This is a genomic window from Roseococcus sp. YIM B11640, from assembly GCF_049727625.1.
GTDB lineage: Bacteria > Pseudomonadota > Alphaproteobacteria > Acetobacterales > Acetobacteraceae > Roseococcus.
In genome coordinates, this window is sequence record NZ_JBBJOZ010000001.1 from 1,440,091 (window position 1) to 1,459,066 (window position 18,976).

Annotated in this window: 20 protein-coding genes and 2 tRNA genes; 11 read left to right on the top strand and 11 right to left on the bottom strand. The window is 71.0% G+C overall.

Features of this window, described 5'->3' with window-relative positions; translation table 11 throughout:
* Positions 1-10: 10 nt before the first annotated feature.
* Positions 11-1,549 carry an MmgE/PrpD family protein gene (locus tag WJM96_RS07335; RefSeq protein WP_424811779.1) on the top strand — a complete coding sequence of 513 codons (1,539 nt, stop codon included), beginning with the start codon at positions 11-13 and terminating at the stop codon, positions 1,547-1,549.
* A 161-nt stretch (positions 1,550-1,710) separates the two neighbouring features.
* On the opposite strand, the gene WJM96_RS07340 is transcribed toward WJM96_RS07335, so the two are convergent.
* Positions 1,711-1,929: a hypothetical protein gene (locus WJM96_RS07340; protein WP_424811780.1), complete on the bottom strand. Its 219-nt coding sequence runs from the start codon at positions 1,927-1,929 to the stop codon at positions 1,711-1,713.
* A 241-nt stretch (positions 1,930-2,170) separates the two neighbouring features.
* Between WJM96_RS07340 and WJM96_RS07345 the strand changes: the two genes are divergently transcribed.
* Both WJM96_RS07345 and WJM96_RS07350 read left to right on the top strand, forming a co-directional pair.
* Positions 2,171-3,304 carry a bifunctional 2-methylcitrate synthase/citrate synthase gene (locus WJM96_RS07345; protein ID WP_424811781.1) on the top strand — a complete coding sequence of 378 codons (1,134 nt, stop codon included), beginning with the start codon at positions 2,171-2,173 and terminating at the stop codon, positions 3,302-3,304.
* 486 nt (positions 3,305-3,790) lie between these two features.
* Entirely contained in the window at positions 3,791-4,420 is a 630-nt protein-coding gene (locus WJM96_RS07350; protein WP_424811782.1) for a hypothetical protein, read from the top strand.
* Positions 4,421-4,611: 191 nt separating this feature from the next.
* Here WJM96_RS07350 and WJM96_RS07355 read toward each other — a convergent pair whose 3' ends face one another.
* Both WJM96_RS07355 and otnK read right to left on the bottom strand, forming a co-directional pair.
* Positions 4,612-5,232, bottom strand: coding sequence for an aldolase (locus tag WJM96_RS07355; RefSeq protein WP_424811783.1), 621 nt, complete (start codon positions 5,230-5,232; stop codon positions 4,612-4,614).
* Positions 5,229-6,491: a 3-oxo-tetronate kinase gene (gene otnK / locus WJM96_RS07360; protein WP_424811784.1), complete on the bottom strand. Its 1,263-nt coding sequence runs from the start codon at positions 6,489-6,491 to the stop codon at positions 5,229-5,231. The genes WJM96_RS07355 and otnK overlap by 4 nt, the downstream gene beginning before the upstream one ends.
* Before the next feature lie 96 nt (positions 6,492-6,587).
* Here otnK and WJM96_RS07365 point away from each other — a divergent pair, with 96 nt between their 5' ends.
* Both WJM96_RS07365 and WJM96_RS07370 read left to right on the top strand, forming a co-directional pair.
* The gene (locus WJM96_RS07365; protein ID WP_424811785.1) at positions 6,588-6,890 is read left to right on the top strand and encodes a hypothetical protein; all 303 of its coding nucleotides are present in this window, start codon (positions 6,588-6,590) and stop codon (positions 6,888-6,890) included.
* 12 nt (positions 6,891-6,902) lie between these two features.
* Positions 6,903-7,223 (top strand): hypothetical protein, encoded by a 321-nt coding sequence (locus WJM96_RS07370; protein ID WP_424811786.1) that lies wholly within the window; start codon positions 6,903-6,905, stop codon positions 7,221-7,223.
* Positions 7,224-7,279: 56 nt separating this feature from the next.
* On the opposite strand, the gene serA is transcribed toward WJM96_RS07370, so the two are convergent.
* Complete coding sequence (gene serA / locus WJM96_RS07375) at positions 7,280-8,539, bottom strand: phosphoglycerate dehydrogenase (protein WP_424811787.1); 1,260 nt, start codon at positions 8,537-8,539, stop codon at positions 7,280-7,282.
* Entirely contained in the window at positions 8,536-9,828 is a 1,293-nt protein-coding gene (locus WJM96_RS07380; protein WP_424811788.1) for a Zn-dependent hydrolase, read from the bottom strand. Before WJM96_RS07380 ends, serA begins: the two co-directional genes overlap by 4 nt.
* Before the next feature lie 98 nt (positions 9,829-9,926).
* On the opposite strand from WJM96_RS07380, the gene uraH reads away from it, so the two are divergent.
* Positions 9,927-10,277, top strand: coding sequence for a hydroxyisourate hydrolase (uraH, locus tag WJM96_RS07385; RefSeq protein ID WP_424811789.1), 351 nt, complete (start codon positions 9,927-9,929; stop codon positions 10,275-10,277).
* A 64-nt stretch (positions 10,278-10,341) separates the two neighbouring features.
* Here uraH and WJM96_RS07390 read toward each other — a convergent pair whose 3' ends face one another.
* From WJM96_RS07390 to WJM96_RS07400, 3 genes are all read right to left on the bottom strand, one after another.
* On the bottom strand, positions 10,342-11,541 hold the full coding sequence (locus WJM96_RS07390; RefSeq protein WP_424811790.1) for a DUF1501 domain-containing protein: 1,200 nt from the start codon (positions 11,539-11,541) through the stop codon (positions 10,342-10,344).
* Positions 11,538-12,809 (bottom strand): DUF1800 domain-containing protein, encoded by a 1,272-nt coding sequence (locus WJM96_RS07395; protein ID WP_424811791.1) that lies wholly within the window; start codon positions 12,807-12,809, stop codon positions 11,538-11,540. The genes WJM96_RS07390 and WJM96_RS07395 overlap by 4 nt, the downstream gene beginning before the upstream one ends.
* A 101-nt stretch (positions 12,810-12,910) precedes the next feature.
* A complete protein-coding gene (locus WJM96_RS07400) occupies positions 12,911-13,612 on the bottom strand; it encodes a dienelactone hydrolase family protein (protein ID WP_424811792.1) in 702 nt (233 codons plus the stop codon).
* 78 nt (positions 13,613-13,690) lie between these two features.
* Here WJM96_RS07400 and WJM96_RS07405 point away from each other — a divergent pair, with 78 nt between their 5' ends.
* Together WJM96_RS07405 and WJM96_RS07410 are read left to right on the top strand one after the other, a co-directional pair.
* The gene (locus tag WJM96_RS07405; protein WP_424811793.1) at positions 13,691-14,359 is read left to right on the top strand and encodes a DUF3047 domain-containing protein; all 669 of its coding nucleotides are present in this window, start codon (positions 13,691-13,693) and stop codon (positions 14,357-14,359) included.
* An 8-nt stretch (positions 14,360-14,367) separates the two neighbouring features.
* Positions 14,368-14,865 carry a flavin reductase gene (locus WJM96_RS07410; RefSeq protein WP_424811794.1) on the top strand — a complete coding sequence of 166 codons (498 nt, stop codon included), beginning with the start codon at positions 14,368-14,370 and terminating at the stop codon, positions 14,863-14,865.
* Here WJM96_RS07410 and WJM96_RS07415 read toward each other — a convergent pair.
* Both WJM96_RS07415 and WJM96_RS07420 read right to left on the bottom strand, forming a co-directional pair.
* Complete coding sequence (locus tag WJM96_RS07415; protein ID WP_424811795.1) at positions 14,838-16,028, bottom strand: glycosyltransferase family 4 protein; 1,191 nt, start codon at positions 16,026-16,028, stop codon at positions 14,838-14,840. The two genes, WJM96_RS07410 and WJM96_RS07415, sit on opposite strands and share 28 nt — an antisense overlap.
* A 49-nt stretch (positions 16,029-16,077) precedes the next feature.
* Positions 16,078-17,292 carry a capsule biosynthesis protein gene (locus tag WJM96_RS07420; protein WP_424811796.1) on the bottom strand — a complete coding sequence of 405 codons (1,215 nt, stop codon included), beginning with the start codon at positions 17,290-17,292 and terminating at the stop codon, positions 16,078-16,080.
* A 74-nt stretch (positions 17,293-17,366) separates the two neighbouring features.
* Here WJM96_RS07420 and WJM96_RS07425 point away from each other — a divergent pair, with 74 nt between their 5' ends.
* The 3 genes from WJM96_RS07425 (at position 17,367) to WJM96_RS07435 (ending at position 18,814) form a co-directional block, all read left to right on the top strand.
* On the top strand, positions 17,367-18,497 hold the full coding sequence (locus WJM96_RS07425; RefSeq protein WP_424811797.1) for a phenylacetate--CoA ligase family protein: 1,131 nt from the start codon (positions 17,367-17,369) through the stop codon (positions 18,495-18,497).
* Positions 18,498-18,588: 91 nt separating this feature from the next.
* A tRNA-Tyr gene (locus tag WJM96_RS07430) sits at positions 18,589-18,671 on the top strand.
* A 69-nt stretch (positions 18,672-18,740) separates the two neighbouring features.
* Positions 18,741-18,814, top strand: a tRNA-Gly gene (locus WJM96_RS07435).
* Here WJM96_RS07435 and WJM96_RS07440 read toward each other — a convergent pair.
* The coding region (locus WJM96_RS07440) for a hypothetical protein (RefSeq protein ID WP_424811798.1) at positions 18,783-18,976 on the bottom strand (194 nt) is incomplete at its 5' end. The two genes, WJM96_RS07435 and WJM96_RS07440, sit on opposite strands and share 32 nt — an antisense overlap.

Below are 18,976 nucleotides of genomic sequence, written 5' to 3' on the forward strand. Positions count from 1 at the left end.
GGACGCGCCGATGCAGCTCAACCCCGTCAAAGTCTATCCGTCCAAGGCCCTGCTGAAGCGCGAGGACCAGCTCGCCTGGAAGATCGCGGGCGTCGCGGCGGACAAGGTCCCCGTGCAGAAGGACGTGGCCGGGATGATCATCAACCGGATCATCGACAATGCCGCCGTCGCCATCGCCGCCATCAACCGCCGCCCCGTTGTCTCGGCGCGCGGCATGGCGCTCGGCCATGCGAGGAAGGGCGGCGCCACGGTCTTCGGCGTGCCTGCGGGCATGACCGTCAGCCCGGAATGGGCGGCCTGGGCGAACGGCACTGCCGTGCGCGAGCTCGACATGCACGACACCTTCCTCGCCGCCGACTACTCGCATCCCGGCGACAACATCCCGCCCATCCTGGCCGTGGCGCAGGCGATGGGCCGGTCGGGCCGCGACCTGCTGCGAGGCATCGCCACCGGCTACGAGATCCATATCGACCTGGTGCGCGCCATCTGCCTGCACGAGCACCGGGTGGATCACATCGCCCATCTCTGCCCTGCGCAGGCGGCGGGGATCGGAACGCTGCTCGGCCTCGGGCAGGAGGTGATCTTCCAGTCGGTGCAGCAGGCGCTGCACACCTCGATCACTTTTCGCCAGTCCCGCAAGGGCGAGATCAGCTCCTGGAAGGCCTATGCCCCCGCCCATGCCGGCAAGCTCGCCATCGAGGCGGTGGACCGCTGCATGCGCGGCGAGGGCGCGCCGGGCCCGATCTACGAGGGCGAGGACAGCGTGATCGCCTGGGTTCTATCGGGCCGCACGCAGGCCGAAACCCAGGGTCGCGAGACCGTCTACGACCCCATTTATTACGAGGTGCCGCTGCCCATCGCTGGGGAGCCGAAGCGCGCGATCCTGGACAGCTTCACCAAGGAGCACTCGGGCGAGTACCAGAGCCAGGCGCTGATCGACCTTGCCTTCCGCATGCGCGACGGGATCACCGACTGGGATTCGATCGCGAGGATCGTGATCCACACCAGCCATCACACCCACCATGTGATCGGCACCGGCGCCAACGACCCGCAGAAGATGGACCCGAAGGCGAGCCGCGAAACGCTCGACCACTCCATTATGTACATCTTCGCCGTCGCCCTGCAGGACGGAAGCTGGCACCACGTCGACAGCTACGCCCCCCGGCGTGCGAGCCGGGCGGACACGGTGCGCCTCTGGCACAAGATCGAAACCAAAGAGGAGCCGGAGTGGACGGAGCGCTACCACTCGCGCGATCCCGGCACGCTCGCCTTCGGCGGCCGCGTCGAGATCATCTTCAAGGACGGCACGAGGAAGGTGGACGAGCTCGGCGTCGCCAACGCCCACCCGCGCGGCGCCCGGCCCTTCGGCCGCGCGCAGTACATCGGCAAGTTCCGCGAGCTGACGGACGGCATCATCACCGCCCGTGAGTCGAACCGCTTCCTGGAGGCAGCGCAGAACCTGGCGGGCCTGAAGGCCGGCGAGCTCGGCGCGCTTCATGTTGCGCTGCCGAAGGGCGCGCTCGGCGAGAGCAGGCCCGGGATCTTCTGATCCCGCTCGCGCCCGGCCCGCCGGGGTCTGATGACCGAAGCGGTGGATCGGCCGCGACAAGGTTCCCGATCGGATCCCGCTCCCGATCGGGACCGTTCCTCATCCGGTGACCGGCTCGTCGCGGACCGCGCAGGAAACCTGCGGCGCCCGCCTGCAACTCGTTACGACCGACCGCCTGCCCAGGCGCGCTTCCGAGATTCACGAGGATGACCTGCGAGGGGCGGCAAGCTGGGCTGCTGCATCAGCCGCCGCGACGGCAGCCTGAGAGACACATGCACCGACTGGTACTGGCGCGTCCCCTGCAGGGTCACCGAATAGCTCGTGGCCGGCAGCCCGCCCTCCCGCGTCGGCGTGGTCGTGAAGCCCAGGAAATAGATCATCCATTCCCGAGGCAATCGTCCGACCTCTGCGCCGCGGCGGGCAGGGCCAGGCCGGCCGTGGCGAGGGCCGCGGCGACTGACTTGAACATGGACCTCTCTCCTCTCCGTATGATGGAGAAGTGCCTCCGCCTGGCCGCCAGGCGCGAGGCGAACGTGTCGGTGAGCGGGATCGGCGGCGGCGATGGACAGCGCGCGGCGCCAAGTTAAGCTGCGTCGCACAATAACCCGCATGAGGAATGCCATGAGCGAAGCCGCCCCTGATCTGAAGAAGGGCCTTGTCGGCGTCTACGCCGATGTTTCCACCATCTCGAAGGTGATGCCGGAGACGAACAGCCTCACCTACCGCGGCTATGCCGTGCAGGATCTCTGCGAGCAGGCGAGCTTCGACGAGGTGGCCTACCTACTCTGGAACGGGGAGCTGCCGAACGCCGCGCAGCTCGCCGCCTTCCAGGCCGAGGAGAAGAAGAACCGCGCGCTCAGCCCCGCGCTGCTGAAGGTCATCCGCGAGTTCCCGAAGGACGCGCACCCGATGGACGCGATCCGCACGGCGGTCAGCTTCATGGGGATGGAGGACCCGGAATGGGCCGACATCTCAGATGCCGCGCAGCGCCGCAAGGCCATGCGGATCTTCGCGAAGGCGCCGACCGCCGTCGCCGCGGCCTTCCGTCTTTCCAAGGGAATGGAGCCGGTGGCGCCCGACCCCTCGCTCTCCTACAGCGAGAACTTCTTCCACGTCGTCTTCGGCAAGGTGCCGGCGAAGGAGGTGATCAAGGCCTTCGACGTCTCGATGATCCTGTACGCCGAGCACACCTTCAACGCGTCGACCTTCACCGCGCGCACCGTCTCCTCGACCATGGCGGACATTCATGGCGCGATCACGGCGGGCATCGCGGCGCTGAAGGGCCCGCTGCACGGCGGCGCCAACGAGGCGGTGATGCACATGCTGAAGGAAATCCCCTCGCCGGAGGAGGCGGAAGCCTGGCTGCGCGAGCGTTTCGACCACAAGGCGCTGGTGATGGGCTTCGGCCACCGCGTCTACAAGTCGGGCGACAGCCGCGTCCCGACGATGAAGAAGTACGCCGAGATCATGGCCGAGGTGGTGGGCGACAAGCGGTGGATGAACACCTCCGCCGTGCTCGCCAAGGTGATGCTCGAGGAGAAGCGCATCCACCCGAACCTCGATTTCCCGGCGGGCCCCGCCTACTACCTGATGGGATTCGACATCCCTCTCTTCACGCCGATCTTCGTGTGCAGCCGAATCACCGGCTGGTCCGCGCACGTGTTCGAGCAGCTCGCCGACAATCGCCTCATCCGTCCGCTCTCGCTCTACACCGGTGTGGAGCAGCGTCCGGTGCCGCCGATGAGCGCGCGCTGAAAGCCAGGCGTTCCGCCGGTTTGCGAGAGGCCGTCCGAGCGATCGGACGGCCTCTTTCGTTGTGCGCGGTGATGCGGCGGCGATTCATCGCAGAGGAATTTTCGCGCGCGATTGCAGATTGTGTTTGACACGCAACTCTCGCATTCCGATAGCGTTGCGAACGCACGCGTTGACGCGCGATTCGCTTGACTGTTCCAGACATCGCGCATCCCGCGCGAAGCGAGACGGACAGAGCATCTGAGTCGCAGACCAGCGTGAGCGTCGAGCAGGTCGGATGATCCAAATCGGCAGCGCGCAGTTCCGCTGGCGATGTTTCCGGGAGAAGGGCATGGGCCGTCGCCTGATGCCAGCGGAAGCGCGGATGGCGCGCCGAGCTTTCTTCCGAGGTGAGCCCGCCCGGCCGAGTTGTGAATTACCCGTGCGGCGCGTCGCCGCCACGGCGCGTCGAACCCGGTTCTTGAGCGCCAACCGCGCAAGGAGAAGCATATGACCGATACCACCGAGTCCACCGAAGTGAAGCCACGCGCCCAGGCGATGGCGATGGCGGCCGCCCGCCGCACCGCCAAGAAGCCTGCCACGGCGCGCGGCCGCGTTGCCGCCAAGAAGCCGGCCGCGAAGAAGGCTGCCGCCCCGAAGAAGGCCGCCGCTCCGAAGAAGGCCGCTGCCAAGAAGCCGGCTGCGAAGAAGGCTGCCGCCCCGAAGAAGGCCGCTGCCAAGAAGCCGGCTGCGAAGAAGGCCGCCGCCCCGAAGAAGGCCGCTGCTGCGAAGAAGGATCCGAAGCGCGCCGAGGCCGCCAAGAAGGCTGCCGCGACCCGCGCCGCGAAGAAGGCCGCCGCCCCGAAGAAGGCCGCTGCCAAGAAGCCGGCTGCGACGAAGGCTGCCGCCCCGAAGAAGGCCGCTGCCAAGAAGCCGGCTGCGAAGAAGGCTGCCGCCCCGAAGAAGGCCGCTGCCAAGAAGCCGGCCGCCAAGAAGGCCGCCGCCCCGAAGAAGGCCGCTGCTGCGAAGAAGGATCCGAAGCGCGCCGAGGCCGCCAAGAAGGCTGCCGCGACCCGCGCCGCGAAGAAGGCCGCCGCCGCTGCGGCCGCTCCGGCTCCGTCGACCGACATGCCGACCTGATCACGCCGGTCTATGCGTGAAACGCGCCGCCCTGGGAAACCAGGGCGGCGTTTTTTATGCCCTGGGCGCCGGGCGCCGCCTGCGGCGGCTTGGGTTGAGCATCGTGCGTTGGTGTGTTGTGGGCTGGGCGCGGTTCCTTTCGCGCTCGCGGCCCGACGCGAGGGCTCGGGCTGCGAGCAAGGGGTCGCGCGCTACCCGAAGGTCGTCAGCAGATCGTCGACCTGGGCCGGCGTCAGCAGGCGCGGCTGCAACCCGCGCAGCATCAGCGCGAGGCGCGCCGCCTCTTCCAGCTCCTCCGCCGCGTTTACCGCGTCGGTCAGGGTGGGGCCGCAGATCACGGGGCCGTGGTTGGCCAGCAGCACCGCCTTGGCCTCCTTCGCTGCCGCGTGGATCGCGGGTTCCATCGCCGCATCGCCCGGGCGGTAGTAGGGGATCAGCGGCAGGCGGCGCCCGACGCGCATCACGAAATAGGGAGTGAGCGGCGGGATCACCGCCTCCTCCAGGCAGGAGATGGCGGTGGCGTGCGTGCTGTGGAGGTGCACCACGGCGCCGGCATCGGGTCGCGCCTCGAGGAAGGCGCGATGGAGGAACACCTCTTTGGTCGGCTTGTCGCCTCCCACATGCTTCCAGCCGAGGTCGAGCTTGCTGATCCGCGCCGCGTCGAGCCTTCCGAGCGAGGAGTTCGTCGGCGTCATCAGGTATCCGTCCGCGAGGCGGACACTGATATTGCCCGCGCTTCCCACACTGAAGCCGCGCGCGAAGAGCGAGGCGCCGAGCTCCACCAGCAGCTGGCGCTGCGTCTCCTCGCTCATGCGAAGGCCTTCAGGAAGAAGTCGCGCGCGCCGAAATTGCCGCTCTTGAGCGCCAGGTGCATGCCCTCCGGCGCTCCCGTCGCCGTGGCATGCGTCCAGGGCACGCCGGGATCGATCTCGCCGCCGATACGCAGCGCCCGCACGCCCAGCCGCTGCACGACCGCGCCCGAGGTCTCCCCGCCCGCCACCACGAGGCGCCGCACGCCGGCGGCGACCAGCGCCTCCGCCACTTCGGCCATGGCTTCCTCGACCAGCGCACCGGCGGCGTCGCGCCCCAGCTTCGCCTGCAGCGCCTCCACGCGGTCCGGCGGGGCGGAGGCGGCGATGATGACAGGGCGCTCGGCGGAGAGCTTGCCGGCCATCCAATCGCGCGCCTGGCTCGCCAGGGCGGCGGCATCGGGTGTCGCCAGCGCGTCCAGCTCCAGCGTCGGCACGTGGTCGCGCGCCAGCCCGATCTGCCCGAGCGTGGCGCGGGAGCAGGAGCCCGCGACGACGGCTGTCAGCCCGCCCACATCGGGCAGCGCGCCGGCGTCCTCGCGCGCCGGCAGCAGGCCCGCCCGGCGGAAGTTCTCCGGCAGGCCCATGGCGATGCCCGAGCCGCCGGTGATCAGCGCGTGGCTCGCGCAGGCCTCGCCCAGCGCCATGAGGTGCGCGTCGGTGATCGCGTCGGCGATGGCGAAGCGGCGCCCGGCCTCGCGCAGCTTCGTCACCTCGCGGCGGATGGCGGCGGCGCCCTGCTCGACCGTGGCGAAGGGCAGCAGGCCGACGCTGCCTTCGGTCTGGCGTCCGAGCACGCGCACCAGGTTGGCGTCGCGCATGGGCGTCAGCGGGTGGTTCTCCATCCCGCTCTCGCTCAGCAGCGCGCCCCCGACGAAGAGATGCCCCTGGTAGATGGTGCGGCCATTGGTGGGGAAGGCGGGGCAGGCGATGGCGAAGCCGCCGTCCAGCCGCTTCAGCAGCGCCTCGGCGACCGGGCCGATGTTGCCCTCGTCCGTGCTGTCGAAGGTGGAGCAGTATTTGAAGAGGATCTGCTTCGCCCCGGCCGCCAGCAGCGCCTCGCAGGCCGCGAGCGACTGCGCCACCGCCTCGCGCGCCGGGATGGTGCGGGACTTGAGCGCGATGATGACGGCGTCGGCATCCGGCAACGGGCCTTCGGGAACGCCGATCACCTGGATGGCGCGCATCCCCTGCCGGACGAGCGTGCTGGCGAGGTCCGTGGCCCCGGTGAAATCATCCGCGATGCAGCCGAGCAACGGCATGATGCGCCTCCCTGTTACACTTTGCCTTTAAGCCGTGGGCGGAACGTCGGCAAACGGGGCTTGAAGCGGGGAACGCTTGAGGCAACATCTTCCCCCATGGACGACCATCGCCCCAACCGCCCGGTTCTGGACATGACGCCGGAGGGTGAGTTCCGGCAGCCGCCGCCACCCTCGGGCTTCAACGCGTTCGTCGCGCGCCTCGGCGGCGTGGCGATCCTGCTCGCGCTCGCCGCCGGCGGGTTGCTGCTCGTCGCTCTCGCCATCTTCTTCATCGGGCTGCTGATCCCCGTGGCGCTGGGCGCCGGGCTGGTCGCGGCCGTCTCGATGTGGTGGCGCCGCCGGCAGCTGCGCCGAATGGGCTACGAGCTGCAGCCCATCCGCATCGTCATCCGCCGCTGAGCCTGGCGGGCCGTGGCGGCGCGGGCGCCCTTCGGCCTGGACCCGGAGCGTCGTTTCGAGGTCACCGGCCAGGGTGAGGTGCGGGAGCCTGGCGCTCCGCCGCCCGAATGGCTGTCGGGGCGGCACCGCCTGATCCTGGGCCTGTTCGGGCTGGCGCTCGTGATCGTGGGCGCCCTCGCCGGCGTGACGGTCGCCGCCTTCGCCTCCGGTTCGCGCGGGACGGCGGCGGTCTTCGCGCTGTTCACGCTCGCCGCCACGCCGTTGCTGCTGCTGGGTCCCGCCCAGGATTGGTGGCGCTTCCGCCGCGCGCGGAAGCGGAGACCGCCGGTCTGAAGCGTTTGCTTCGGGCCGCGAGCGCGTAGCGCGCGCCCCCGGCCCGACGGCACGGATCAATCTCTTTCGTAGAGCAGCCGCGCGCGGATCGTGTGGGGCAGGGCGCGCAGCTCGGCCAGGATGGCGTCGCCGTCGCGGGTCGCGCCGGCATCCACCACGACGTAGCCGATGTCGCCATCCGTCTGCAGGTACTGGCCGGCGATGTTCACGCCGCGGCTGGAGAAGACCTGGTTGATGTTGCCCAGCACGCCCGGCGCGTTGCGGTGCACATGCATGAAGCGCGTGCCCGTCGGCCGCGCGGGCAGGGCCACCTGCGGGAAGTTCACCGCGCCCACCGTGCTGCCCGTGTCGGAGTAGTCGGCCAGGCGGCGCGCCACCTCCTCGCCGATGCGGGCCTGGGCCTCCTCCGTGCTGCCGCCGATATGCGGCGTCAGGATCACGTTATCGAGGCCCTGGAGCGGCGAGACGAAGGGGTCGCCGTTGCGCTTCGGCTCCTCGGGGAAGACGTCGAGCGCGGCGCCCGCGATGTGGCCGGACTTCAGCGCCGCCGCCAGCGCGTCCACGTCGAGCACGGTGCCGCGGGCGTTGTTGATGAGGAAGGCGCCGGCCTTCATCTTCGCGATCTGCTCGGCGCCGATCATGTTCATGGTCGCCGGCGTCTCGGGGAGGTGCACGGTCACGATGTCCGACCAGTGCAGCAGCTCGTCCAGCGTGGCGCAGCGGCTGGCATTGCCGTGCGGCAGCTTGGCGGCCGTGTCGTAGTAGATGACGCGCATGCCGAAGGCCTCGGCCAGGACCGAGAGCTGGCTGCCGATATTGCCGTAGCCCACGATGCCGAGCGTCCGGCCGCGCACCTCGCGGTAGCCGTCGGCCGACTTGTCCCACTCGCCGGCATGGGCGGCGTTGGACTTGCGGAAGATGCCGCGCAGCAGCATCACGATCTCGCCCAGCGTGAGTTCGGCGACGGAGCGCGTGTTGCTGAAGGGGGCGTTGAAGACCGGGATGCCACGCTGACGGGCGGCTTCCAGATCCACCTGGTTGGTGCCGATGCAGAAGCAGCCGATGGTGATCAGCCGGTCCGCATGCTCCAGCACCTCCCTGGTGACGTTGGTGCGGCTGCGGATGCCCAGCATGTGGACGCCGCGCACCGCCTCATTCAGCGCCGCGCCTTCCAGGGCTTTCTTCTCGCGCGTGATGGTGTGGTAGCCCTCCTCACCCAGCAGGGCGACGGCGGTCTCGGCCACGTTCTCCAGCAGCAGCGTGCGGATGCGGTCCTTGGCGAGAGACAGGTGCTCGGTGGTCGGTGCGTCGGTCATATGGCCTCTTCCCGGTTCGCGAGGTCCGCGAGGACCTGGGCCAGCACGCGGGTTCCGGCGGCGAGTGCCGCAGGCTCCGCGTATTCGGCAGGATGGTGCGAGATTCCTGCCCGGCAAGGAACGAAGATCATTCCCGTCGGGCAAAGGGGGTGGATGAACTGGGCGTCGTGGAAGGCGCCCGAGGGCATGCGGATCGCGCGCAGCCCCTGGGCGCGGGCGGCGGCCTCCACGGCATCGGGAACCAGCGGCGCGAAATCGGTGGGGATGGCGTGGAAGCGCTCGGTCACGGTCGCCGTGCAGGTGGCCAGCGCGGACTGGATCACGCCGGCGATGGCATTGCCGCGCGCCTGCAGCACCGCGTTGTCCGGGTGGCGGAAGTCGATGGTGAAGCGCGCCTTGGAGGCGACGCTGTTCGAGGTGTTGGGCTCGACCTCGATATGCGCGACAGTGAAGCGCAGCACGTCGGTCGGGTCGCGCATCAGCGCGTTCAGCGCGGTGATGGCGCGCAGCATGTCCTGCACGGCGTCCTGGCGGAGGCCGAGCGGCGTCGTGCCCGCGTGGTCCGACTTGCCCGAGATCTCGACCAGGAACCACCGGCTGCCCTGGATGCCGGTGACCACACCGATATCCAGGCCCTCGGCCTCCAGCCGCGGGCCCTGCTCGATATGCGCCTCGACATACGCGAAAGGCGCGGATCCTTCGACCACGCCGAGCGGGCGGCGCGTGAGATCGGCCTCGGCGGCCAGATGCTCGCGGAGAGCGTCGCCGAAGCGGATGCCGTCCTTGTCCGTCACGGCATCCCATGTGGTGGGCGGGGCGTAGCCGGCATAGGCCATGCTGCCCATGCAGCCCGGCGCGTAGCGGCCGCCTTCCTCGTTGGTCCAGGCCACGACCTCGATGGGGCGGCGGGTAGAGACGCCCGCGTCGCGCAGCGCCTGCACCGCCTCGAAGGCGGCGAGCACGCCCCAGATACCGTCGAACCGCCCGCCCTGCGGCTGGCTGTCCATATGGCTGCCGGTCACCACGGGGGCGAGGCCGGGCACCGTGCCCTCATGCCGCAGGAAGAGGTTTCCGAGCGCGTCGATGGTGACCGCGAGCCCGGCCTGCCCGGCCCAGGAGATCAGCAGGCGCCGGGCCTGGCGGTCGAGCTCGGTCAGGCAGGCGCGGTTCACGCCCTCGTTGCCGTCGGCATCGGTGAAGCCGCCGATCGCGCCCATCTCCATCAGCCGCTGCCAATGGCGGGCCTCGCTGACGGCGGCGACGAGATTGGGGGCGACGGTATCGGGCATGCGCTGGCTCCTCGACGCGGGCTTAAATCATGAGACGCGCGCTTGCCAACGGCCGCATCCGCGCGCCAGCCTTGCGCGGAGCCCAGAGGAAACAGGCGATGGACCGACTTTCGACCCATGTTCTCGATACCGCCCAGGGCCGCCCGGGGGCGGGAATGGGCTTCCGCCTCTACCGGATCGAGGACGAGGGGCGCGTGTTGCTGGCCGAGGGCATCACCAACGCGGACGGCCGCGGCCCCCAGGGCCTGCTGCCGGAGAAGGAGTACCGGCCGGGCCGCTATCAGCTGGTCTACCGTGTGGCCGACTACTTCCGTGCCGAGGGCGTGGCACTCGCCGATCCGCCCTTCCTGGACGAGGTGACGCTGGCCTTCACGCTCGGCGGCGACGCGCATTACCACGTGCCGCTGCTGGTCGCCCCCTACAGCTACACGACGTATCGCGGGAGCTGACGCCGCCGCTTGCTTCTCGCCGTCAGGCGCCGGGAGGCGCGGTCGCCCCTTGCTTCTTCGCCGATCAGGCGGTCAGCAAGCCCGGTAGCGGCGCCACGGCATTGCTGCCGGGGAAGGCGCGCAGGAGCGCGGGGGCAGGCAGGCCAAGGTGGTCGGCCAGCACGGCCTTGCTGACACGGCGCAGGTCCATGGTCGGCGCGAGATCGCGCCCCTCGAAGAGCTTGCCGGGCGCCACCCCCGGCCAGTCCGCCACCACGCGCCCGCCGCGCACCGCGCCCCCCAGCAGGAAAGCGACGCCGCCGGTGCCGTGATCCGTGCCCTGCGTGCCGTTGATGCGCGCGGTGCGTCCGAACTCCGTCATCACCAGCACCACCGTCTGCGCCCAGGCGGGACCGAGGCCGAGGCGCAGCGCGTCCAGCCCGTCATCCAGCACGCGCAGCGCGCCGGCCAGGCGCGGCCCCTGCGTCGCATGCGTGTCCCAGCCGCCGAGCTCCATCGCCGCCACGCGCGGGCCGCGCGCATCGGCCATCAGGCGCCCGGCCGCCCCGGCCATGGTCGCGAAGCTGCTTGTCCCCGGTGGCGGCGGTTCCTGCCCAGACAGCACCGCGGCGGAGAAGCCGCGCGAGCGCAGCCCCTCGGCGAAGGGCGCGCCGAGCTGCGGGTCGGCGCGATGCCAGCGCGCGAGCGTCGCCAGCGTGTGCGTCTCGGCGCGCGCACGGCCCGGCGCGGCATAGCTGCCCACCCGCGCCGGCCCGCGCATCAGCAGCGGCACGTCCATGCCCACCGCCAGCCCGCGCCGGGCGGCGCCGCGCGGCTCGGCCGGCATGGCGGCGAGTGCGCGGTTCAGCCAGCCGTCGCGCAGGCGCTGGGTGGAGCCGCATTCCATCAGGTCCTGCGCCTCGAAATGGCTGCGGCTGCGCCAGGGGCCCGCGACGGCGTGCAGCACCAGCGCCTCGTCGCGCGCGTAGAGCGCGTGCAGCTTCGGCAGCGCCGGGTGCAGTCCGAACCGGCCGCCGAGGTCGAGCGTGCCGCCATCCTGGCCCGGTTCCGGCGGCGCGTGCGCGCCGCGCAGCGTCGCGAAATCGGGGTCGCCATAGGGCGCGACGGCGGCCAGCCCATCCAGCGCCCCGCGCAGCTGGACAACGACGAAGCGCTTGTCCCCCGCCGGCCCCTCCGCGAAGGCGAGGCGCGTGCCGCCCAGCGCCGTGGCGCCGAGGCCGAGCAGGAGGGAACGCCGGGGCAGGGAACCTGGGGGCGTGGTCATCGGCGCTGCGCCTCCGGACTCGCGAGGATCAGGATCGCCGCCTCGCGTGCCGAGCCGGCGCGGGCGATTCCGGCCTCGGTCTCCGCACGGGCGAGGGGGCCGAGCAGGGTCTGCGCCAGCGCATCCGGGGCGGTATTGGCGCGCCCGGCCATCTCGCTCGCCCATTCGAGGCGGCGCATGAGCTGCTCGGGCGCGGCCCATTCGGTGGCGTCGTCGGACCAGCCATTGGCCGCCGGCGCGTTCCAGAGCGACTGGTCCAGCCGGTTCATCGTCGCGAGCAGGATGGGCGCGGCCTCCGCCCCCATGCCCAGCGCGCGGAGCACGGCGATCGCATAGTCCTGCCCGCTGCGGATCTTGCGGAGGGGCCGCTGCGCCTCCGGCTCGGTGAAGAGCGCCCGCGCCGCCCAGGCGAGATCGCCATTGCTGCGGCGGAGCGCGTCCTCGATCCAGGCCACGCTGGCCGGCGGCGGCGCATCGGCGATGAAGTGCCGCGCGAGCTTCAGCGCCAGCGCGCGGTGGGTGGAGGGATGGTTGGCGAGGAAGCGGAGCGCCTCGATGCCGCCCTCCTCGCCGGCCGGGAAGTCCTGGCCGAGCAGGCGCTTCGGGCCGGGCTCATGCGCGTCGGCGCGGAAGAGGAAGCCGTCGGGCTCCTGGAACTGCGCGCCGCGGCCATGCGACCAGCCGGTGAGGATGCGGGCCAGTGCCGCGACGTCGCGCTGGGTGTAGCGCGCGGCGGGGGTGACGGTGTGCAGCTCCAGGCACTCACGCGCCAGGTTCTCGTTCAGCCCGCGCCCGCGCCGGCCGACCGGGCTCGTGGGCCCGGTGGAGAAGTTCTGGTCGAGGTAGCCGAGCATGGCCGGATGCCGGTAGGCGGCGAGCAGCAGCTCGTCGTAGCGGCCGAAGGCATTCGCGCGGATGGCGATCCGCTGGTAGTGGCCGAGCCAGGCCGTGGTCTGGAAGGCGCGGCGGCTGACAGTGAGGTGGTTGGTCCAGAAATTCGCCCATCGCTCGGCGAAGGGCTGGCGCGTCTGGATCATGCGCGCGGCCCAGGCGGTGGATTCAGCGCGGAAGATGTCGCCCACGCCGGGGTTGCGGATGTCGCGCCGCTGGGCGCGGAGTGCGTCCTGGATCTCGCGCAGGCCGGGACCGGGCGCCTCCGCCGGGCGGAGTTGCGCGGCGAGCCAGGGCTGCGGATCCGCGGGAAGGGGGGCATCGGGGCGTGCCCCCAGGCCAAAGCGGACCGCGGCATGGGCGGCGAGCGGCGACATGGCCCGGACCATGCCACCGCCCGCCGGTCATTTCATGCAGAGAAATGTAATGCCGGTCGCGCGAGGGCTGCGCCCGGTGCGCGTCGCCGGGGCGGCGGGGGTTATCCGAGGTAGCGCGTCAGGAACTCGGCGGTCCGGCCATTGGCGATGGCGGCCGCGCGCGCGTCCCAGGAATGGCCGCCCATGCGGGCGAAGGCGTGGTCCACGCCCGGATAGACATGCGCGCTCACCATCGGGTCGCCTGCCACGGCAGAGAGGATCTTCGCCTGCGCCTCGGCCGGGACGAACTTGTCCTTCTCGGCGATGTGCATGAGCAGCGGTGCGCGGAAGGACGGCTTCTCGGCCAGCAGCCCATCCAGGCCGACGCCGTAGTAGCTCACATGGCACTCGGCATCGGTGCCAATCGCGGTCTTCACCGCCATGCGCCCGCCGAGGCAGAAGCCCATGGTGCCGACCTTGCCGTTGGCGCCCGAGAGCTGGCGCGCCGTGGCGATGGCGGCGGCGAGGTCGGCAAGGCCCTTCTCCTGGTCGAAACCGTTCATGTAGGCGAAGGCCTGCTCCCACTGGGCCTGGCCCTGGTCGGGCTCCAGCACCACGCCGGGCTTCTGCCGCCAGAAGAGGTCGGGCGTCAGCGCGATGAAGCCCATATCCGCGACCCATTCGGAGAGCGCGCGCATGGCGCTGTTCACGCCGAAGATCTCCTGGATCAGCACGACGGCGCCGGCCGGCTGGGTCTTCGGTGTCACGAGAAGCGCGTCGAAGCTGCCGCTGCCATCCGTCGCGGCGATGCTGATGCTGGTCATGCCTGAACTCCCCATGTCTGATCTCACTTGGCTTTGCCCGTGATCACAGCCATGTAGGGGAGGATGGACAGACGCGCCATGCTCGCTGTCGTAACCTCCGCTGCGCTGGCGCCCGCGGCCGCGCGGGCCTCGCTGCATCCCACGCTTTCGGCCGAAGGCTGGACGCATGGCGAGTATGACGGGCTTCGCCCCGCCTCCTTCCATCCGCATCCCCAGGGCATCGCCGTCGAGGCGCAGGGAACCGGGAGCTTCGTCTGGAAGCGCATGCGCGGCGAGGCGGGATGCCTCGGCTGGCGCTGGCGCGTGGATGCGGGGCCGCCGGCCACGCTGCTGACGCGGCGTGGCGGCGATGACCGCGCGCTGGCCATCACCGCCGGCTTCGCGGGCTGGCCGCCCCGCGTCACCGCCTGGCAGCGTGCGCAGCACGCCATCGCGCAGGTCGCGGCCGGGCGGCACGTGCTGCCGCGCAGCGTTCTCATCTACGTCTGGGGCGGCACGGGTCAGGAGCCCGACTTCTTCCCGAGCCCCTGGATCCCGGGCATCGGCTGCGTCCGCGTGCTGCGCCCCGCTGGATCACCCCAGGGCCGGTGGTTCGAGGAGCGCGTGGACCTGGCCGCCGATTGGCGCCGGGCCTTCGGCGGCGAGCCGCCCCCGCTCCAGGAAATTGCCATCGGCACGGATGGCGACGATACAGGAACGCGAATTTCCGCCATGGTGGAAGCTATCCGCCATACGGGATGCGGTTAGGAGTTGTGATGCCGGTCGAGCGCAAGGAATTCCGTGATGCCATGGCCCGCCTCTGCGCGGCCGTGAACATCATCACCACGGATGGGCCGGCGGGCCGCGCCGGCTTCACCGCGAGCGCCATGTGCAGCGTCACCGACAGCCCGCCCACGCTGCTCGTCTGCATGAACCGCAATGTGTCCTCCTGCGAGACCTTCCGGAAGAACGGCGTGCTCTGCGTGAACACGCTGGCGGCCGGGCAGGAGGATCTCTCCGGCGTCTTCGCTGGCTTCACCGGGGCCGAGGGCGAGGACCGCTTCCAGGCCGGCAGCTGGGACAAGCTCGTCACCGGGGCGCCGGTGCTGGACGGCGCCGTCGTGGCCTTCGACGCCCGCATCTCCGACATGGTGGAGAAAGGGACGCATCTCGTGGTCTTCGCGGAGATCGAGGCCATTCGCCTCGGCGAGGGCGTGGAAGCCGCGCTGCTCTACTTCGCGCGCAACTACCGCAGCGTCGGCGTGGCGGCCTGACCGGAGGCGAGTTCCCCCACCACCGCCTCCACCACCTCGAAATGATGGGACCAGGTCGGCGCCCGCCAGTCCGGGATGCGGGCGAGCTGCGCCGCGCGCCTCGGGCTGTCCGGGCGGGCATAGTCCAGGATCGCATCCCGCCAGCCCGGTCCGTCCAGCGGATCCAGGAAATCCGCCACCCCGCCGCCCAGTTCGACGAGAGCCGCGGTATGGGCGCAGATGGCCGGCACGCCCATCGCCAGGGCCTCCACCAGCGGAATGCCGTAGCCTTCCACGAAGCTCGGGAAGAGGAGGGCGCGGGCGCCGCGGATGGTGGCCGCCGTCTCGGCATCGTTGAGGCGGCCAAGCTCCTGCACGCGGCCGCCAAAGCCTTCGTGCCGGTCCAGCAGGCGGAAGGCGGCCTCGGACTCCCAGCCGCGCTGGCCCACGATCAGCAGCTTCGGGCCCGGCGGCAGCTCCCGCCAGACATTGAGCAGCATCAGGTGGTTCTTGCGTGGCTCGATCGTGCCGAGGATGACGAAATAGGGCTCTCCCGGCGAGGCCGCGACCGGCGGCGGCACGGGCTTGCAGGCCGCGAGGTCCGCGCCGAAGCGGGCCAGGTGCATGGGCGGCAGCAGGTGGCCCGGCATGATCGCGGCCAGCGCGTCGCCCGTCGCGAGCGAGCTGATGAGCAGCGCGTCCGCGAGCTTCAGGATATTGGCCACGCGCAGGGGATGGCGGCGAATCTGCAGCGGACTCGCGAATTCCGGATGGGTGATGGGGATGAGGTCGTGCAGCATGGGCAGGAAGCGCGCGCCCATGTGCTTGACCGCCGCGACCGGCGCGGCTTCGTGCATGCCGGTATGCGAGACGTTGATGAAGACGCTGGGCTGCCGCTCCACCCGGTGCCGCAGCGCGGCGCGCCCGCCGCCCCCGCCGAGGAAGCTGTAGCCGAGCCCCGCGAAGAAACGGGCGCGTTGCCAGTTCTCGGCTTCGATGGCCTCGGCGAGGCCGAGGGCGATGCGCGGGGGAATGGCGGCATAGGAGGTCCAGCGGCTGCGTCCGGCATAGGTCGCGCGCGCGCCGAAATGCCGGGCGTAGGCCAGCTCCACGCGGTCGATCCCGGCGGCCTTGCCGCGCCAGCCCGCGGAGAGCAGGCGGCAGAGATCCAGGATGACGTGCAAGCCGTGGCCTTCTGATTTGTGCCGTTTTCCCCGGGCGCGGCGCCCGGTGTCAATCGAGCGGCAGGTTCACCCGCCCTTCATGTAGCCGACGGACCGTCTGCGCCACCGCCGTGTCGAGGGCGGGGCGCGCGTAATAGGCCCCCCGCACATGATGGGCCGCGCCCAGCAGCCGGATCGCGGCCGCCACCAGGGCCGGGTCCGGCGGGCCTGCCCGGGTCCAGAAATCGTCCAGCGAACCTTCGAAGGCGAGGCCCGGGATGCGATAGATCGCCTGGCCCATCGCCAGCGTGGGCGTGCCCGCCTCCAGCGCCGAGAGCCCCGCCGTGCTGTTCACGGTGACGAGCCCGGCCAGGCGCGGCAGCAGCGGCTCCAGGGGGCCGGCGCCGAGATAGTCCACGCGGCCCTCGATCCCGGCCTCGCGCGCGATCCGCCCGATCCGCCGGCGCCAGTTCTTGAGGCCGGGGTCGAGCGGATGGGGCTTCACGGCCAGCCGCGCGCCCGCCGGCGCGTGGCGCGCGAAGCTCAGCGCGGTCTCGCGCAGCGGGGTGTCCATGTCGGGGTAGGGCGAATAGGCGCGGATGGAATAGTCGTTCTCCATCTGCATGGCGAAGAGGAAGACGGGCCCCCGCGCCTTGCCGGCTTCGAAGCGGGCGGCGGCCTCGCGCGCCGCCCGGCCCTGGCCGAGCAGCCGCCAGCCCATGGCGGGATAGACCAGCAGCGGATGGTGCAGCGTGGCCCGCCGGTAATGAGGAAAGGGCCAGGGCAGCAGGTTCGTCAGGTGATAGGCCATGTCCCAGACCGCCCGGCGCGGAAAGCTGTCCCGGTGGAGCACGCGGCGGTCGAGCGGGGGCAGGGCGGCGGCCCGGGCCAGGATCTCGGCGGGGTCTCGTGGGAAGCGGCTTTCGCCGTTCATGCCGTCGCACTCCACCGCCAGCCAGTCGGGGCGGAGATAGCCGAAATCCGTGACCGTCACCGCGATGCCGAGCGGCCGGGCCGCGGCGATGGCAGGCTTGTGGTAGGGCCGCTGCTCGCCGAGCAGGACCATGTCCGTGATGGCTTGCTCGCGCAGGTAGGCGGCGATGAAGGCGCGCCAGTCCTCGAAGCGCCCGCGATAGTCGGTGGCGCCGGGCCCGCGCCAGAAGAGCTTGTCGCCCAGGCAGAGGTTGATGCGACGCGCCTCGTGCCCGAGGGCCACGAGCCCGCGCGCGACCTCGGCGGCGTAGGGCGAGGTGGGGCCCTGCAGGAAGAGGAAGCGGCGCGGCATGCCCCGCCTGGATAGACCGGCTTGCCGCGGGCTGGAATGCGTGATCCGACTCGCGGAAACGGGAGACGGAACGAATGACCCAGCTGGCGGAAAGCCTTCGCGCGGCCCTGGCCCTGCCGGGCTGGCGCGCGCATCTCGGCGCGGTGGATCCTGCGGCCGCCCAGCTGCGGGACCTGCCCGTGCTGCGGAAATCCGGCCTGCCGGCGATGCAGAAGGCCGCGCCGCCCTTTGCCGGATTCGCGACGGCGCCGGCGGGCTTCGCGCGGCTCTTCGCTTCGCCGGGGCCGATCTTCGAGGGCATGCCCGACCGCCCTGACCCCTGGCGCTTCGCCCCGGCCCTGGCCGAGGCGGGAATCGGGGCGGGGACCATCGTCCTCAACTGCTTAGCCTATCACCTCACGCCCGGCGGCTTCATCTTCGATTCGGCCGCGCGCAGCCTGGGCGCGGCCGTCATCCCCGGCGGCCCCGGCAATACCGAGGCGCTGCTGCATGTGCTGGAGGCGTACCGGCCCGGGGCCTACACCGGCACGCCGGATTTCCTGAAGATCCTGCTGGAGGCGGCGGATCGCGCGGGAATCGATGCCTCCTGCATCACATGCGCGGTCGTCTCGGGCGCGGCCTTCCCGCCCTCGCTGCGGGAATGGGTGGCGGGGCGCGGCATCAAGGCCATCGAGGCCTATGGCACGGCCGAGCTCGGCCTGATCGCGCATGGCACGGCGGATGGCGCGCCGGGCATGGCGGTGGCGCCGGGCATCGTGCTGGAAATCGTGCGCCCCGGCACCGGCGAGCCCCTGCCCGAAGGCGAGGTGGGGGAGGTGGTCGTGACGGTGCCCGACCCCGCGCACCCGATCCTGCGCTTCTCGCCGGGCGACATGTCGGCGTTCCTGCCGGGCGGGGCGCGCATCAAGGGCTGGATGGGGCGTGCCGACCAGACCGCAAAGGTGAAGGGCATGTTCGTGCGCCCCGAGCAGATCGCCGAGATCGGGCGCCTGCATCCGGCGCTGGGCCGCCTGCGCCTCGTCGTGACACGGCAGGCGGAGGTGGACGAGATGCGCCTTCTCGCCGAAAGCGCCGAATCCGGCCTGGAGGCCGCGCTGGCGGAGACCTTGCGCGCCGTGACGAAGCTGCGCGGCGCGGTGGAGCTGCGCGCGCCGGGCAGCCTGCCCGCCGATGGCCGCGTGATCGTCGACGAAAGGCCTGTCTGATCTGCCGAGGGGGCGATTGACAGGCCGCCGCGAAAACGCTTGAACCCGCCGGCTTCCATCGGCGTCGGTGCCTCGGCACTGGCGATACTGAGGAGGGGTGCCCGAGTGGCTAAAGGGGACGGACTGTAAATCCGTTGGCTTGCGCCTACGCTGGTTCGAATCCAGCCCCCTCCATATTCCCCGATGGCAGTGGGCTTGCGCCTGTCGGCAAGAGCTCCTGACTACAGTCACCGCCTTTGGCGCGCGGGTGTAGCTCAATGGTAGAGCACCAGCCTTCCAAGCTGGCTACGGGGGTTCGATTCCCCTCACCCGCTCCAGGGTGGACGCGCTCCCATCGGGCAGCATCTTCGCACAGGCGGCTTCTGGATCGACATTCTCGGAGCGGGACCTAGGACGATGGCCAAGGCGAAGTTTGAGCGGAACAAGCCGCACTGCAACATTGGGACGATCGGCCATGTGGATCATGGCAAGACGTCTCT